The sequence below is a fragment of the Nocardia sp. NPDC058658 genome (genome assembly GCF_042716665.1).
Lineage (GTDB): Bacteria > Actinomycetota > Actinomycetes > Mycobacteriales > Mycobacteriaceae > Nocardia.
This window is the reverse complement of sequence record NZ_JBHXRR010000019.1, coordinates 80,694-96,334: the sequence shown is the minus strand read 5'-3', so window position 1 is coordinate 96,334 and position 15,641 is coordinate 80,694. Positions and strand designations below refer to the sequence as shown.

At 68.1% G+C, this 15,641-nt stretch carries 15 protein-coding genes; 2 read left to right on the top strand and 13 right to left on the bottom strand.

Annotation, left to right across the window (positions count from 1 at the left end; all coding sequences use genetic code 11):
- The first annotated feature begins 75 nt into the window (after positions 1-75).
- Positions 76-804, top strand: coding sequence for an LGFP repeat-containing protein (locus tag ACFWUP_RS23320; protein WP_379237580.1), 729 nt, complete (start codon positions 76-78; stop codon positions 802-804).
- Positions 805-808: 4 nt separating this feature from the next.
- On the opposite strand, the gene ACFWUP_RS23315 is transcribed toward ACFWUP_RS23320, so the two are convergent.
- The 5 genes from ACFWUP_RS23315 to ACFWUP_RS23295 form a co-directional block, all read right to left on the bottom strand.
- A complete protein-coding gene (locus tag ACFWUP_RS23315) occupies positions 809-1,162 on the bottom strand; it encodes a YbjN domain-containing protein (RefSeq protein ID WP_379237680.1) in 354 nt (117 codons plus the stop codon).
- 65 nt (positions 1,163-1,227) lie between these two features.
- On the bottom strand, positions 1,228-2,040 hold the full coding sequence (locus ACFWUP_RS23310) for an isoprenyl transferase (RefSeq protein WP_379237578.1): 813 nt from the start codon (positions 2,038-2,040) through the stop codon (positions 1,228-1,230).
- A 137-nt stretch (positions 2,041-2,177) separates the two neighbouring features.
- The gene (gene recO, locus ACFWUP_RS23305) at positions 2,178-2,933 is read right to left on the bottom strand and encodes a DNA repair protein RecO (RefSeq protein ID WP_379237576.1); all 756 of its coding nucleotides are present in this window, start codon (positions 2,931-2,933) and stop codon (positions 2,178-2,180) included.
- Positions 2,934-3,022: 89 nt separating this feature from the next.
- A complete protein-coding gene (locus ACFWUP_RS23300) occupies positions 3,023-3,625 on the bottom strand; it encodes a TetR/AcrR family transcriptional regulator (protein WP_379237574.1) in 603 nt (200 codons plus the stop codon).
- Positions 3,612-4,475, bottom strand: coding sequence for an alpha/beta fold hydrolase (locus ACFWUP_RS23295; RefSeq protein ID WP_379237572.1), 864 nt, complete (start codon positions 4,473-4,475; stop codon positions 3,612-3,614). Before ACFWUP_RS23295 ends, ACFWUP_RS23300 begins: the two co-directional genes overlap by 14 nt.
- A gap of 142 nt (positions 4,476-4,617) precedes the next feature.
- Between ACFWUP_RS23295 and ACFWUP_RS23290 the strand changes: the two genes are divergently transcribed.
- Positions 4,618-6,045, top strand: coding sequence for an amidase (locus ACFWUP_RS23290; protein ID WP_379237570.1), 1,428 nt, complete (start codon positions 4,618-4,620; stop codon positions 6,043-6,045).
- Positions 6,046-6,238: 193 nt separating this feature from the next.
- On the opposite strand, the gene ACFWUP_RS23285 is transcribed toward ACFWUP_RS23290, so the two are convergent.
- From ACFWUP_RS23285 to dnaJ, 8 genes are all read right to left on the bottom strand, one after another.
- Entirely contained in the window at positions 6,239-9,067 is a 2,829-nt protein-coding gene (locus ACFWUP_RS23285) for an ABC transporter substrate-binding protein (protein ID WP_379237568.1), read from the bottom strand.
- Between the two features lie 90 nt (positions 9,068-9,157).
- Complete coding sequence (era, locus tag ACFWUP_RS23280) at positions 9,158-10,069, bottom strand: GTPase Era (protein WP_379237566.1); 912 nt, start codon at positions 10,067-10,069, stop codon at positions 9,158-9,160.
- Entirely contained in the window at positions 10,062-10,397 is a 336-nt protein-coding gene (locus tag ACFWUP_RS23275; protein ID WP_379237564.1) for a cytidine deaminase, read from the bottom strand. The genes era and ACFWUP_RS23275 overlap by 8 nt, the downstream gene beginning before the upstream one ends.
- Positions 10,390-11,751 (bottom strand): hemolysin family protein, encoded by a 1,362-nt coding sequence (locus ACFWUP_RS23270; protein ID WP_379237562.1) that lies wholly within the window; start codon positions 11,749-11,751, stop codon positions 10,390-10,392. The genes ACFWUP_RS23275 and ACFWUP_RS23270 overlap by 8 nt, the downstream gene beginning before the upstream one ends.
- Complete coding sequence (ybeY, locus tag ACFWUP_RS23265) at positions 11,748-12,296, bottom strand: rRNA maturation RNase YbeY (protein WP_379237560.1); 549 nt, start codon at positions 12,294-12,296, stop codon at positions 11,748-11,750. Before ybeY ends, ACFWUP_RS23270 begins: the two co-directional genes overlap by 4 nt.
- A gap of 140 nt (positions 12,297-12,436) precedes the next feature.
- On the bottom strand, positions 12,437-13,501 hold the full coding sequence (locus ACFWUP_RS23260) for a PhoH family protein (RefSeq protein WP_379237678.1): 1,065 nt from the start codon (positions 13,499-13,501) through the stop codon (positions 12,437-12,439).
- A 200-nt stretch (positions 13,502-13,701) separates the two neighbouring features.
- Positions 13,702-14,442, bottom strand: coding sequence for a 16S rRNA (uracil(1498)-N(3))-methyltransferase (locus tag ACFWUP_RS23255; protein WP_379237558.1), 741 nt, complete (start codon positions 14,440-14,442; stop codon positions 13,702-13,704).
- Between the two features lie 4 nt (positions 14,443-14,446).
- On the bottom strand, positions 14,447-15,601 hold the full coding sequence (dnaJ, locus tag ACFWUP_RS23250) for a molecular chaperone DnaJ (protein ID WP_379237556.1): 1,155 nt from the start codon (positions 15,599-15,601) through the stop codon (positions 14,447-14,449).
- Between the last annotated feature and the right edge of the window lie 40 nt (positions 15,602-15,641).

The following is a 15,641-nucleotide window of genomic DNA, read 5'->3' as shown; positions in this document are numbered from 1 at the left end:
AGGTTCGGGTGCGGCACCGGAGGGGGTCCCGAGCGCCGGACATCGCTGAATACCGATCCGACCAGGGAGTTTCCTGTGACACATCACCGTCGAACACGCTTGGCCGTCCTCGCGGCCGCTACCGTCGCGGTCATCGCGCCCGCAGCCATCGCAGGCACCGCGCAGGCCAGGATGATCGGCGGATTCGAGGTGGGCGGCGCGATCGAGATCGAATACGACCAGGCGGGCGGCCCGGCACTGGGCGAGCCCACCTCCCCCGAATCCGACGCGGCGGCCGGTGGCAAGTACCAGACCTTCGCCAACAACGTGGCCATCTACTGGCATCCCGACACCAACGCCAACACCGTCGCGGGCCAGATCCGGGACAAGTTCGCTCAACTCGGCAACGAATCCGGCCAGCTCGGCTATCCGGTCACTCGCGAGCTACCCGTGGCAGGCGGTCGCTTCAACCACTTCCAGAAGGGCTCGATCTACTGGTCCGTCGGCACCGGCGCGCACCAGATCAGCGGCCCGATCCGCGACAAGTGGGCCGCGCTGGGCTGGGAGTCGAGCCCGCTCGGCTTCCCGCTCACCGACGTGTCCGCGGCGGGCAAGGGCGACGGCCAGTTCACCATGTTCCCGACCGGCGCCATCTACTGGTCGTCGAAGACCGGCGCGCACGCGGTGTGGGGAAGCATCCAGGCCGACTGGATCCGCGCAGGCGCCGAGGGCGGCCGCTACGGCTACCCGACCAGCGACGAATACGACTTCCAGGGCGGCAAGGCCCAGGACTTCCAGGGCGGCAAGATCACCTGGAAGCCCTGACACGTCACGGCGCGAGCAAACCCTGCCGGGCCTTGTTCGCGCCGGACAGCGCCAGCAGCAACATGGTGGTCAGCGCCGAATCGTCGAGACCTTCGGCAGGGAACGTGTAGCGCAGGATGACGTCGCCGAGCTTGCCGCGCGCGATCAGGGTGACCGAGCCGAACTGGATCTCGTTGTTGCGTTCGGCGACGCGCTTGTGCAGTTGCGGCTTGAGCGGGCGATCCCAGGCCAGCACGCTGGTCAGCGACAGGACGGTGAGTCCCGGCGCCAGGGTGACGGCGCGGATCGAGCACAGGGCGCCGTTGTATTCGAAGCCGAGCGAGCCGTCGGCGTCGACTCGGACGTCGATGTCCTGCATCTGCAGGCAGGCACCGGTGCGGGCTTGCAGGTCCAACTCGGGGGTGACCACGTCGGCTCCATCACTCATTTGGCACCGCCGAAGCGGCGATCGCGCTTGGCGTATTCCAGGCAGGCGTCCCACAGGTTACGCCGGTCGAAGTCGGGGAAAAGCGTGTCCTGGTAAACGAATTCGGCGTAGGCGGCCTGCCAGATCAGGAAGTTCGAGCTGCGGAACTCACCGGACGGGCGAAGGAACAGGTCGACGTCGGGCATGTCGGGTTCGTCGAGGTACTTCGCGACGGTGGCCTCGTCGACCTTCTCCGGGTCGATCTCGCCCGCGGCCACCCGGCGCGCGATTTCCCTTGCGGCGTCGGCGATTTCGGCACGACCACCGTAGTTGACGCACATGGTCAGCGTCATCACGTCGTTGTCCTTGGTGAGCTCCTCGGCCACCTCGAGTTCCTTGATCACGCTGCGCCACAGGCGCGGTCGGCGCCCGGCCCAGCGCACGCGCACACCCATCTCGTGCATCTCGTCGCGGCGGCGGCGGATCACGTCGCGGTTGAAGCCCATCAGGAAGCGCACCTCGTCGGGGCTGCGGCGCCAGTTCTCGGTGGAGAAGGCGTAGGCCGACAGCCACTTGACGCCGATCTCGATGCAGCCTTCGACCGAGTCCATGAGCACGGCCTCGCCGCGCTCGTGTCCGGCGGTGCGCGGCAGGCCACGCTCCTGGGCCCAGCGGCCGTTGCCGTCCATCACCAGTGCGACGTGGTTGGGCACGAGCTCCGGTGGGATCGCGGGTGGGCGCGCGCCGGAGGGATGCCGGGACGGCGGGCGCACGGTGCGGCCGGCCTTGCTCGCGGGGGCGGGGTCACGACGCAGGATCACGGCGTCCATCCTGCCTGATCGCCGGTGCGGGCCGGAGGGCGGTCCAAGACCGGCGTAATCACGCAATTCGCGGCCGAATAATCAATATTTCGACCGAACGCGTCCAGAGTGCGTGATTACGCCGGGACCTGTGCGTCCGGCCGCGATCAGCTGGCGACGACAGGCTGGGCGGCGGACCGTTCGATCATCGACAGCGTGCGCAGTTGCCGTTCCAGGTGCCACTGCAGGTGGGCGGCGACCAGACCACTGGCCTGGCGGCGGACATTGTCGGGGACGCTGTCGATGTAGGCCCACTCCCCCTTCAACAGTGCGACCAGCAGATCGAGCACCCCGGTGACCGGCGTACTCGAGCCCGGCGGGCGACAGTGCACACACACTGCGCCGCCCGCTGCCACGTGGAAGGCGCGGTGCGGGCCGGGGGTGGCGCAGCGAGCGCATTCGTCGAGCGCGGGTGCCCAACCGGCGAAACCCATGGCGCGCAACAGGTATGCGTCGAGGATGAGTTCGTGGGGGCGTTGTTTGGCGGCGATGGCGCGCAGGGCGCCCGCGGTGAGGACGTGCAGTTTCGGGGCGGGTGCGCGTTCTTCGCCCGCGAGGCGTTCGGCGGTTTCGAGGATCGCGCACGCGGTGGTGTAGCGGCCGTAGTCGTCGATGATGTCGGACGCGAACGCCTCGACGGTGATGACCTGGGTGACGATGTCGAGCGTGCGGCCCGGGTGCAGCTGCACGTCGATGTAGGAGAACGGCTCCAGCCGCGCGCCGAACTTCGATTTGGTGCGGCGCACCCCCTTCGCCACTGCACGGACGAGGCCGTGTTGCCTGGTCAGGAGCGTGACGATGCGATCGGCCTCGCCCAGCTTGTGCTGGCGAACCACCACCGCCTCATCCCGATACAAACGCACGGGGCCAGTCTTCCATGCGGGCCCGACAGTGCGGTCGCGACCCGCGTGCGCGGTCGTTGCCATCAAGTCCCGCACGAGCGCGCAAACGGTCAGTCCTGGCGGAGTAGTCCGCCGATCAACAGCAGCAGGGATTGCTGGGTTTCGGCGCGGGCGCGGTCGGGGTCGGCGGCATGGGCGACGATCAGCGACGCTTCGGTGATGGCGCTGAGCAGCAGTTGCGCGAGCACCGGAACGGGGGCGACCGGGATCAGGCCCGCGTCGGTGGCGCGTTGCAGTTCGGCGGTGATCAGGCCGAGGCCGTGGCGGGCCTCGAACTCGCGGAAGGCAGGCCAGCCGAGCACGGTGGGGGCGTCCATCAGCACGATACGCACCATTTCCGGGCGGCCGCAGAGCTCGAGGAAACGCGCCAGACCCGCGGTCATGCCCCCGATGACGTCGGCACGGTCGACAGCGGCGACAGCGGCCTCGATCTCCGCGGTGGCCTCTGTTTCGATCTGTTCGAGGACGGCGAGGAACAATCCGCGCTTGTCGCCGTAGTGATGGTGCAGGGCGCCGCGGGTGACCCCGGCGGCAGCTACCAACTGCTCGGCCGACGTACCCGCGAAGCCGCGCTCGGCGAACAGGGTGCGACCTGCCAGCTCGAGCGCGGCTCGGGTGGTGCGGGAGCGATCCTCCTGACTACGGCGCTGCATGCAGCCGAGTGAACTCCACGATCAGTTCGGTGAGCAACTCCGGGCGGTCCTCGGACAGGAAGGTGTAGGAGTTGTCGACGGTGCGCAGGGTCGCCCGGGGTAGCTCGGCGACCAGCCGTTCGGCCAGGCTCATCGGGAACAGTTTGTCCTCGGTCGACCAGACGACGAGCACCGGGAGGTCGACCTCGGCGAAGTGTTCGGCGGCGGACAGGGTGCATCCCTTGTCGGCGGTGGCGGCGAAGCGGCGCAGGTCCGCGCGGATCGCGGCGCTACGCCGAGCCGGCTGGAGAAAAGACTCCACGATCTCTTGCGGCAGATCATGTTTGGTCAGCCAGCCGAAGCCGAGCGGCAACCGCTGCGCGAACCGCCACCGCATCGGAGCCAGTAGCGGGGCGATCGTGCCCGGGATCTTCGCGATCTTCAGCAGGGTCGTGAAAGGCTGCGGCCAGATCTCATAGCAATCGACGGCGGCCAGGACGACGCGGCCGATCCGTTCCGGTCTGCGCGTCATCAGGATCTGGGTGAGCGCACCGCCGGTGTCGTTGGCGACGATCGTGACATCGGTGAGGTCGAGTGCGTCGAGGAACTCGGCGATGAGGTCGGCGAGGCCGGTGGGCGTGAGGTCCGCGTCGGGTACTGGGATCGAATGCGAACCGAGCGGCCAGTCCGGTGTGAGGCAGCGATGTCCGGCCGCGGCGACGCCGGGCACCACACCACGCCACAGATCGGCGTTGACGAGCAAGCCGTGCACGAACACGACCGGCGATCCCGTGCCGGTGTCGTGATAGCGGATCCGGCCGGATGACAGGGCGATTTCGTGCGCCGGGCCGAGTGCTGAGCTGATTCCCATGGGGTCCTCCCCTGGTCGAATGCTGGGCCCATTCACTGTTACATACATGCCGTATGTATGTCTATACCCACCCTAGGGGATGTGGACGAGTGACCAGTTTCGCGTTACGGTCGAGCCAACCACCTGCAGAGACGGAGCTCACATGTCCGCGCCCGACCCCATCGCGCCGAATTCCCCGGCCGATCTCGGACTCACCGAACTGTCCGCTGCCCTCGCTGGGCGCAGCGTTTCCTCGGTTGCGGCCGTGACCGACGCGCTCGACCGGATCGAGGCGTCGCAGCCGACGCTCAACGCGTTTCGGGTCGTGCGTCGCGCGGCGGCGCTGAAGGAGGCCACCGAGGCCGATGCCAGGTTGGCCGCGGGTGTGCGACTGCCGCTGCTCGGCGTGCCGATCGCGGTCAAGGACGACACCGACATCACCGGCGAGGTCACCGCGTTCGGCTGTGGCGGGGAGTTCGCGCCGAAAACCACCGACGCCGAATCGGTGCGCCGGTTGCGGGCGGCGGGCGCGGTGATCGTGGGCAAGGCCAATACCTGCGAACTGGGGCAGTTGCCGTTCACCAGCGGCGATGCGTTCGGGTATACGCGCAATCCATGGGATCGGGCATATACGCCGGGGGGATCATCGGGCGGGTCGGCGGCGGCGGTCGCGGCCGGATTGGTCCCTGCCGCACTGGGTTCCGACGGTGCGGGGTCGGTGCGCATTCCGGCGGCGTGGACGAATCTGGTCGGGATCAAACCGCAGCGTGGGCGGATTTCCACCTGGCCGCTGGCGGAGTCGTTCAACGGGCTCACCGTCAACGGACCACTCGCGCGCACCGTGCGCGACGCGGCACTGCTGCTCGACATCGCCGCCGGACCGCACGACGGCGACCGGCACAAGCCCGCGCCGATCGACGCGAGCGCGGCCGTCGGGCGCGACCCCGGCAAGCTCAGAATCGCGCTCTCCCTGACCATTCCGTACACCGCGACCAAGACCGCGCTCGATCCACAGATCGCGGCGGCGGTACACGCGCTCGCCACCACCCTTCGCTCGCTCGGCCATAGCGTCACCGTGACGGACCTGCACTACGGGCTGATGATCGGCGCGTCCTTCCTGCCGCGCTCGCTGGCGGGCATCAGCCGGGTGCACCGGAACATGCCGGGGTCCGTCGTCGACCCGCGGACCACGGCCAACGCACGCATCGGCCGCGTTCTCGGCGGGCCCGTTCTCGCCGCGGCACGGCGCGCGGAACCGTTGCTGCACAAGCGGATCGGTTCGTTCTTCGACGACTACGACCTGGTGCTGGCGCCCACCACCGCGACCCCTCCCCCACGCGTGGAGGAGATCGACGGAATCGGTGCCGGTGCGACCAACAACCTGATCACCGCGGCGTGCCCGTACACCTGGCCGTGGAACGTGCTGGGCTGGCCGAGTGTGAACGTACCTGCCGGATTCACCGACACCGGACTGCCGATCGGCGCGCAACTGATGGGCACGGCGAACACCGAGCCGCTGCTGATTTCGCTTGCCGCGCAACTGGAATCGGCGTTGCACTGGGATCGGGAACGACCCGCGCAGTGGTGGTGAGTCACAGCGGTGCGTTCGGCCACCAGCGGCGAATTCCGCGCCTTCGGTAATACTCACCCGCCGGTCTCCCACAGTCCAACGCGCCGCCGGGACCCTTCCGGCGGCGGCCGGAAATCGCTGCTCCCGGCCGCTTTCGAGCGACTATTACAGCACGAATCAGGCTGTGCGGTGGGCAAATTGCGAGGTTCGAGCCCTACCGCCCCGGTTCGGTCCACCCTTCGAGGTTGCTCTTCGTGCCCGACGGACAGCCGTCCTGGCCGGGCTGCCGGGGGAACATCATCAGGCAGCGCTGTGGACCACCGCCGCCGACCGCGGTGGTGACCAGGACCGCGATCGAGGAGCCGTCGGCGACGCGACTGGTCGAGAAGCCGAGGGTGCCGGTGATGCCGCGGAAGTCCGACTCGCGCAATTGGACTGCGATGGCGGTGCGGTTCGGCTCGGCGAGGACGCCGCGGCTGTTGCGCACGGCTTGCAGGAACAAGCCGCTCACGTCGAAAGCCAGGCCGGTGCGGTCGCCTGCCCAGGTGGGCCGGTAGTCGGTGAGGCCGGGGTAGCCGCGGAGATCTTGGATCAGCCTGGCCAGTTCGGTGCACAGCTGTTCGTGTTCGAACGGCACCGGCTGGTCGCCGAGTTTGCCGATGCCGTTGACGCAGTCGGCGCCGCCGAGCATCACCGTCGACGCCTTGGACACGTAGCGAACGGTGAGGTTGGCGGGCAGCGCGCCGGTGGCCTTCGGGTCGGTGATCAGCCGGGTCACCGCGTCGTTGCCGAGGATCGCCGGGCCCGCGCCGCTCACGCAGCCGCGACTCACCGATTTGGCGAAGGTCGGGAAGTCGTCGTTGCGGCCTGCGAAGAACAGCAGGGTGTTGCGGTCGAATTCGGCGGTCTCGCAGGGCGCGGGGAAACGGTAGAGCTGCTGTTGTTCGCGCCAGCTCTTACTCTCCTGTGCCACACCGCGTTTGGTGAGTTCTTTCTGCAGGTCCTCGACCAGCGTGGTCACATACAGGTCGCCCGGGGCCTCGGGGTGATAAATCGCCACCTTGTCGTAGCGGGGCGCGCCGTTGAGATCGCGAGCACCCTGGACGTAGTCGGCGACTAGGCGGGCCTGCACGCTATTGCTCGGTGCCGCTTGGAAATACAGCGGCGACGCCTGCTCTAGTCCGTCGGCGGACAGGGTCGTCGCCACCGCGGGAACGCCGAGCTCGCCGAGACGGGTGATGGCACTGCGGGTTTCGTCGTTGCTGCGATCGATCCCCACCACGCCCAGCACGCTGGGGTCATCGGCAATGAGCTTGCGCAGCGGGTTGTCGACCACCCAACCGGCATGGCGCATATCGGAACCACCGTTGGCGATGATGATGCGCAGCAACGGTTCCGACTTGTCGGAGGCCAGCAATGCGCTGCGCTGCTGCACCGCCAGTCCGGCCAGTTCCTCGACCTGGGCGTGCGGGTAGCGCACATTGGTGTCGACGTAGCTCAGGCCCGCGAAATAGACCAGCGAGATCAACGGGCGGTTCGGGTTGCTCTCCCGTGCCCGGACCGCATCGGCGTTGAGCCGGAACACTTCTCGCTGCATCGCCGAGAGTTCGGGGTCGTCGGCGAAGGTCTGGCGGGGGTTGTCGCTGTAGCCGACGCATTCGCCGTCACGCAGACTCACCGAGACACCGCCGGTCCACGGCCAGTGCGAACATGCGACGCCCCGCAGCGGCGGGAAGTAGACCAGTGTCGCGGCGACGGCGAGCGCGATCGGGATCAGCACACACAGGCCGACAAACCAGCTGCGCGCGGCCAGCGGCGGTGCGGGCGGTAATGCGAGACCACGGAATCGGCCATCGGACACCAGCGGCGTGCTACCGGGCGGGATGATGGCGCGCAACGGCAGGAACCAGGCGTCGGCGCGGCGGTGGGTGCGCCGGTTGTCGATCTCGCGGACCCACTCCTGCAGCGGGTCGTGCGGCTGCGGAGTCGGGGCGTCGGCGAGACTTTCCAGGGTACGGAAGTGGCGCAGCTCGCCGATGTGGGAGAGCTCGCCCACCTCGCGGTTCGGCCCTTCCTCGCGCAACGCCAACACCACCAGCGGATCGAAAAGGCCGGTCTCGTTGCGTATTTCGTTGATCCAGGTGAGGATGCGGGCGCCGTCACTGCCCTCGGTCAGACCGCCGATCAAGGCCACCGGGTAGGCGGTGCGCCGCCAGCTCGACGGACGCCAGATCCGGCGCTTGTAGGCATCGCGCAGGTCCTCGAGAAAGGCGTGCACGAGGAGCTTGCCGACCTGATCCTCGTTCTCGTCGACCCGGTGCGGCAGGGTGAGCCGGGACGCGAAACCCAGGAAACTGCCCGATAATTCGGGTGCCAGGTAGCGCTGATGCAGAAACCACCGGGTCACCTTCGACATCCCGGGAATGCGCCCGGACACCCACAGCCACAACCGCAGCACCGGCCACAGCGCCAGCACAGCGAAGACCACGCTCGAGAACATGCCGCCCGCAACGCCTTCGGTGGCGTCGGAGCGGTTGGTCGACGAACCGCTGCGGAGCAGCTTGGGGAGCCTGCGGCGCAGTTCGTCGGCCGCCTCGGACTCGTCGGAGGTCACCCGCTGACGGGTGAGCCAATCGGCGGTGCGGTAGCGCGGAAACTTGATCGCGCCCATCGCGGTGTCATCGGCGGCGAAATTCGCCACCAGATGCTGAACGATCGGCAGACAGTGGCCTGCGATCTCCGAGTCACCGGCGGTCGGGCCCGAGTCGATCGCGGCGAGATCGGGGGTGAGCACCATGGGTGGCAGGGCGTGCGGGTCGATCCTGGCACGCGGCGCCGCGCGGCTACCACCCGTTTCGCTGAGCCAGTTGTAGATCTCGCCGACCAGCGCCGTGTTCCCGGCCACACCGACCACCTCGACGATCGGGCGTGGCAGCGCGCGCCGCCCGTGTACCAAGGTGCGCAGCACGCGCGGGCGGGTGTCGGGAATCTCGAGCGCCCGCAACAGCTCCAGCAGCTTGCCGACATCATTGGCATCGGGCACTTGCACGGCCTCCCCGGGCGATCAGCGAAGCACGCCGAATGAACCGACGTGTTCGCCGAACGATACCCCGACGGACCGACAGTCAAACGGTCAAAAGCCCAGCTTCCCCATCTGTTTCGGGTCGCGCTGCCAATCCTTGGCTATCTTCACGTGCAGGTTCAAGTAGATGCGGGTGCCCAGGATCTTCTCGATCTGCGCGCGGGCGTTGGTGCCGACCTCCTTGAGGCGGGCCCCGTTCTTGCCGATGATGATCGCCTTCTGACTCGGGCGCTCCACATACAGCAGGGCATGCACTTCGAGCATGTCCTCGTTGGCCGCATACGGCTCGATGTCGTCGATGACCACGGCCAGCGAGTGCGGCAGTTCGTCGCGCACGCCTTCGAGCGCGGCCTCGCGGATCAGCTCGGCCATGAGGGTTTCCTCGGGCTCGTCGGTGATCTCGCCGTCGGGGTAGAACGCCGGGCCCTCTGGCAGCTGCGAGGCGATCAGGTCGACGAGCACCTCGACCTGTTCGCCCTTCACGGCCGAGACCGGAATGACCTCGGACTCGGGGCCGAGCAGCTTCGACAGCGCCATCAGCTGGTGGGCGATCTCGTCGCGGCCAACCTTGTCGATCTTGGTGACCACGCCCAGGATCCTGGTCTTGGGCGCCATCATCCGGATCTGCTCGACGATCCAGCGGTCGCCGGGGCCGATCTTCTCGTCGGCCGGAATGCACAGCGCGATCAGGTCGACCTCGGAGTAGGTGTCGCGCACCAGGTCGTTGAGGCGTTGGCCGAGCAGGGTGCGCGGGCGGTGCAGGCCGGGGGTGTCGACCAGGATCAGCTGGGCGTCCTCGCGGTGCACGATGCCGCGAATGGTGTGGCGGGTGGTCTGCGGGCGCGAGGAGGTGATCGCGATCTTGGTGCCGACCAGGGCGTTGGTCAGCGTCGACTTGCCGGTGTTGGGGCGGCCGACGAAACAGACGAAGCCGGAATGGAATTCCTTGCCGGAGTCAGCCACCGTGCACCTCGCTCAGGACGGCGCCGGTGCGGTCGGTACGAACGATCGAGGCCGAAGGTGAGACCTCGCGGACCGCTTCGATACCCGCGTCATCGGAGTCACCGCCGACGACGACTGCCGCCTCGAAACCCTCTGCGCCGCTCGAGATCGCGGCGGCCACGGCGGCCTGCAGTGCGGTCAGGCGCAACGCGGTCAGCGTCACCTCGCCTGCGGCGTAGGTGCGGCCGTCGGTGTCGCGGATCGCGGCGCCGCTCGCGCCCCCGGTGCGGCCCAGCGCACCACGCGCCAGTACCAGCAGTTTGTTGTCCTCGGCGTCCAGTTCACTCATGGTTTTCTCCGTTGTCGTCAGGCACGCGCACCTGGTCGGTGTCGGCGGTTGCCTCGTCGGTAGTGCCCTTGCGGGGCTTGTCGGTCTTCTTGTCGGCTTTGTCGGAGGCTCGGCGCACCAGCACGGTGTTGACCCGCATGCGACCGCGTGCGTCGGCGCCGCCTTCGCCGCGCAGCACCAGCCCGTGGACGGTCACCTTGGAGCCGGGCAGTGGGACGCGGCCCAGTTCGTGCGCGAGCAGCCCGCCGACGGTGTCGACGTCGTCGTCCTCGATCTCGAGGCCGTACAGCTCGCCCAGGTCTTCCACCGACAGCCGCGCGGAGACCCGGTAGCGGCCCTCGCCCAGGTCCTCCACGGGTGGGGTTTCGTCGGTGTCGTACTCGTCGTTGATCTCGCCGACGATCTCCTCGAGCACGTCCTCGATGGTCACCAGACCCGCGATGCCGCCGTATTCGTCGACCAGCAGCGCCATGTGGTTGCGGCGGCGCTGCATTTCGTCGAGGAGTGCATCAAGGGGTTTGGAATCGGGGATGAAGATCGCGGGTCGCATGACATCGCGCACCGACACCTTGCGGGCTCGATCGGCGTAGGGCACAAGGTCTTTCAGGTAGACCACGCCGCGCACGTCGTCGACGTTCTCGCCGATCACCGGGATGCGGGAATGGCCCGAACGCACAGCTAGGGACATCGCCTGGGCGGCGGTCTTGTCGTCTTCGATCCACACCATCTCGGTGCGCGGCACCATCACCGCGCGGGCCGGGGTGTCGCCGAGTTCGAAGACCGACTGGATCATCCGGCGTTCGTCGTCGGCCACCACGCCGCGCTCGCGGGCCATGTCGACCACCTCGCGCAGCTCGATCTCGGAAGCGAAGGGGCCGTTGCGAAATCCCTTACCGGGCGTGATCGCGTTGCCGAGCAGAATCAGCAGCCGGCTGACCGGGCTGAGTACCGCGCCGATGATCTGCAGCGGCACGGCGGCGGCGAGGGCGATCGAGTACGCGTGCTGACGGCCGAGGGTACGCGGGCCGACGCCGATCACGACATAGGAGACAAGGACCATCAGCGTGGCGGTGACCAGCAGCGCCGTGCTCTCGGACCACAGTTCCAAAGTCGCGGCGGCCAGCAGAACTGTGGCGGTGATCTCGCACAGAATGCGCAGCAGGACAACGAGATTCACATAGCGCGGACGGTCGTCGACGATCTTGCGCAGGCGCGCGGCACCGGGACGCTCCTCGCGGACCATGTCGTCGAGCCTGGCTCGTGACACCGTGTTCAGTGCCGAGTCCACGCCCGCGAACACCCCGCCGATACCGATCAACACGATCGCCAGCGGGATCAGGGTCAGTGCGCTCACGCGGGTCCTTCACCGGGTGCGGTGAAACCTGCCTTGCCGAGTAGTCGGTCGTCGCGCTCGGCCAGCTCGGCGAGGCGCTGCTGTTCGCTCAGGCTCACATACCACTCCTCGAGCAGCTGGCCCTGCAGCGCGAACATCTCCTTCTCCTCCTCCGGCTCGGCATGGTCGTAGCCGAGCAGGTGGAGCACGCCGTGCACGGTGAGCAGGGCCAGCTCGTGATCGAGCGAGTGCTCGGCCTTCTGTGCCTGACCCATCGCGAACTCCGGGCACAGCACGATGTCGCCGAGCATGGACGGGCCGGGCTCCGGGCTGTCGGGGCGACCGCCGGGCTCTAGCTCGTCCATCGGGAACGACATCACGTCGGTGGGGCCGGGCAGGTCCATCCAGCGCACGTGCAGATCGGCCATGGTGTCGAGATCGACGAGCACCATCGACAGTTCGGCGGCCGGATGCACATCCATCCGGGCGATCACGAAACGTGCGACGCTGACCAGGTCTTCTTCGGGAATGTCCATACCCGATTCGTTGGCGATCTCGATGCTCACCTGTTCAGGGTACGTACCATCCTCGGTACCGACGAAACCGCCGTCGCTCCAGCGTGGCGGGGGTATCGCGTGGACCACTGAGTCTGCGGAGTTTCATGCATGAAACTCCACGTCGCATGCATGAAACTCCACGGAAAGCTCTACCGACGATCCGCTCGGTCCGCGGCGCGCCGCTGAGCCCGGTTGCCCGGGTAGTGCGGGCCGGGGAGCGCGCGAGTCTCGGATTCGAAGCGGTCGTAGGCGTCGACGATGTCGGAGACGAGCCGGTGGCGGACCACATCGGCGCTGGTGAGCTCCGAGAAGTGGATGTCGTCGATGTCGGTGAGGATCTCCGCGGCCGCCCGCAGACCCGAGCGCTGCCCGTTGGGCAGGTCGACCTGCGAGATGTCACCGGTGACCACCATTCGCGAGCCGAAGCCGAGGCGGGTGAGGAACATCTTCATCTGCTCGGCCGTGGTGTTCTGCGCCTCGTCGAGAATGATGAACGAATCGTTGAGGCTCCTACCCCGCATGTACGCCAGCGGCGCGACTTCGATGACGCCCGAGGCCATCAGCTTGGGAATGGCTTCGGGGTCCATCATGTCGTGCAGGGCGTCGTAGAGCGGGCGCAGGTACGGGTCGATCTTGTCGTTGAGCGTGCCGGGCAGGAAGCCGAGCCGCTCGCCCGCCTCGACCGCCGGCCTGGTCAGGATGATGCGGGTGACCTGCTTGGATTGCAGGGCCTGCACCGCCTTGGCCATGGCCAGGTAGGTCTTGCCGGTGCCTGCGGGGCCGATGCCGAACACGATGGTGTTGGCGTCGATCGCGTCGACATAGCGCTTCTGGTTCAGCGTCTTGGGGCGGATGGTCTTGCCGCGCCGCGACAGGATGTCCAGGCTCAGCACCTCGGCCGGCGATTCGGAGATGCCCTCGTCGGTGAGCATCGAGATGGTGTGGCGCACCGTCTCCGGGGTGAGCACCCGGCTGCGGCCGGTCATCGCCACGAGCTGCTCGATCACGCGCTCGGCCAGCGCCACATCGCCCGCTTTACCGGTGATGGTGACGGTGTTGCCGCGCACGTGGATGTCGGCGGGGAGGAGTTTCTCCAGCTGACGCAGGTTCTGGTCGGCCGAGCCGAGGAAGCCGAACACCGACTCGGGGGCGAGTTCGATGCTGGAACGCACGGAACGCGGCGCGGGACCAGCACTGTTACCGCCTGCGCCGATGTCTGTTACGGGGTTGGTGGGGTTGCCGATCTCGCCTGAGTTCTTCAAAAGTGGCTACAGCCTGCTTCCGGTTTCGACCTGGTGTTCGATGAGATCAGTTTACCGCTGGGTACCGACACCGCACAGCGGTTAAAAATCGGCCCGTGGTATGCCGTTCGCGACCCCGTGGGAATACCCGATCCCGGAAGGTCCACTCCTGCTCACCAGCGTGTGGTCAACGCTCCCAGCGCACCGAGCGCGACCGCGGCCGCGGTCGAGGTGCGCAGTACCGTCGGGCCCAGGAGCACGATGTCGGCACCGGCCTCGGCCAGCGCGGCCAGTTCGGCGTCGTCGAGGCCACCCTCGGGGCCGACGATCAGGACCACTTCGCTCGCCTTGTCGAGGGGAAGTTCGGTGAACTTGCCCGCGCCGGATTCGTGTAGGGCGGCGACAACCGAGCCGTCGGCCTTGGCTTTTCGCACCAGTTCCACCAGGTCGCGAGTGCGATGCAGTCCCGCGATCTCCGGGATGTAGGCGCGACGGGACTGGCGAGCCGCGGACTTGGCCGCCGCACGCCATTTCTCGATCCCCTTGGCGGCCTTGGCTTCCCAGTTGGCGACGCACCGCGCTGCCTGCCACGGGACGATCAGGTCCGCGCCCGCCTCGGTCATCAACTCCACGGCCAGCTCGGAGCGATCCGATTTCGGCAAGGCCTGCACCACGGTCACCTGTGGGGTGGGTGGTGTGGCGGTACGACGGTTGCGCACCGCCAGCTCCAAGCGGTCTTTCTGGGCCGCGACGACCTCGGAGTCGGCGAGCACACCGTGTCCGTCGGACAGCGTGATCGGCTCGCCGACCTTGATCCGGCGCACGGTCGCGGCATGGCGACCTTCCGGACCGTCGAGCACCGCGATGGCGCCCGGCTCTGGCACCTCGTCGAGGTAGAAGACCGTCGCGGCCACGGGCTCAGCGTCCGCTGAACGACGCGCGCAGCCGGGCGAACAGGCCGCTGTTGTGCTCGGACTGGGTCGACATCACCTCGGCGCGATCCTTGTCACGCAGGCCCTTGAACTTGCGCAGCAGGTCGGTCTGCTTGCCGTCGAGCTTGCTCGGCACGACGATGTCGAGGTGGGCGAGCAGGTCGCCGCGCGCACCCGAACGCAGCCGCGGCATGCCGTGCGCGCGCAGCTGGATGACCTCGCCGGGCTGGGTGCCCGCCGCGATGGTGAGTTCGGTGGGGCCGTCGAGGATGGTGTCGACGACGACGGTGGTGCCCAGGATCGCGTCGACCATCGGCACCCGGACGGTGCAGTGCAGGTCGTCGCCGTCGCGCACGAAGGTGTCGTGGGGCTGCTCGACGACCTCCACGTAGAGGTCACCGGCGTGGCCGCCACCGGGGCCGACCTCGCCCTGCGCGGCAAGGCGAACCCGCATGCCACTGGCGACACCGGCCGGGATGGGCGCGGCGATCTCGCGACGAGCGCGCACCCGGCCGTCGCCGCCGCACTTGCCGCAGGGGTCGGGGATGGTCTCGCCCGCGCCACGGCAGGTGGGGCAGGGCCGCGAGGTGAGTACCTGGCCGAGGAACGAGCGCTGCACCGACTGCACTTCACCGGCGCCGTCGCAGGTCTCGCAGCGGACCGGCTTGGAGTTGCCGTTGGTGCCAGAGCCGACGCAGACATCGCACAGGATCGCGGTGTCGACGGTCAGGTGCTTGGTGACACCGACCGCGCATTCGGCCAGGCTCAGCCGGGTGCGGATCAGCGAGTCGGCGCCGGGCTGCACGCGGCCGCGCGGCTTGCGCTGGCCACCGCCCTGGCCGCTCATCCCGCCGAAGAAGGCTTCGAAGACATCGCCGAGACCGCCGAAGCCCGCGCCGTTGAATCCTGCTCCGCCGCCGCCGTTTTCGAGCGGGTCTCCCCCGAGGTCCACGATCCGGCGCTTCTCGGGATCGGTCAGCACCTCGTAGGCGGTGGAGACTTCCTTGAAGCGGGTCTGCGCACCCTCGTCCGGGTTCACATCGGGGTGCAGTTCGCGTGCCAGCTTGCGGTAAGCGCGCTTGAGCTCCTGGTCGGTGGCGTTCTTGCCGACGCCGAGCAGTCCGTAGTAATCCCGTGCCACGTGAGTTCTCTAGTCCTTGGTCGGTGTGGGCCGGCCGAGC

Coding starts and splice junctions, on each gene's coding strand:
- ACFWUP_RS23310 (WP_379237578.1), bottom strand. CDS start 2,040: ATGGACGCCGTGATCCTGCGTCGTGACCCCGCCCCCGCGAGCAAGGCC.
- ACFWUP_RS23290 (WP_379237570.1), top strand. CDS start 4,618: ATGTCCGCGCCCGACCCCATCGCGCCGAATTCCCCGGCCGATCTCGGA.
- ACFWUP_RS23295 (WP_379237572.1), bottom strand. CDS start 4,475: ATGGGAATCAGCTCAGCACTCGGCCCGGCGCACGAAATCGCCCTGTCA.
- ACFWUP_RS23300 (WP_379237574.1), bottom strand. CDS start 3,625: ATGCAGCGCCGTAGTCAGGAGGATCGCTCCCGCACCACCCGAGCCGCG.
- ACFWUP_RS23315 (WP_379237680.1), bottom strand. CDS start 1,162: ATGCAGGACATCGACGTCCGAGTCGACGCCGACGGCTCGCTCGGCTTC.
- ACFWUP_RS23275 (WP_379237564.1), bottom strand. CDS start 10,397: ATGAGTGAACTGGACGCCGAGGACAACAAACTGCTGGTACTGGCGCGT.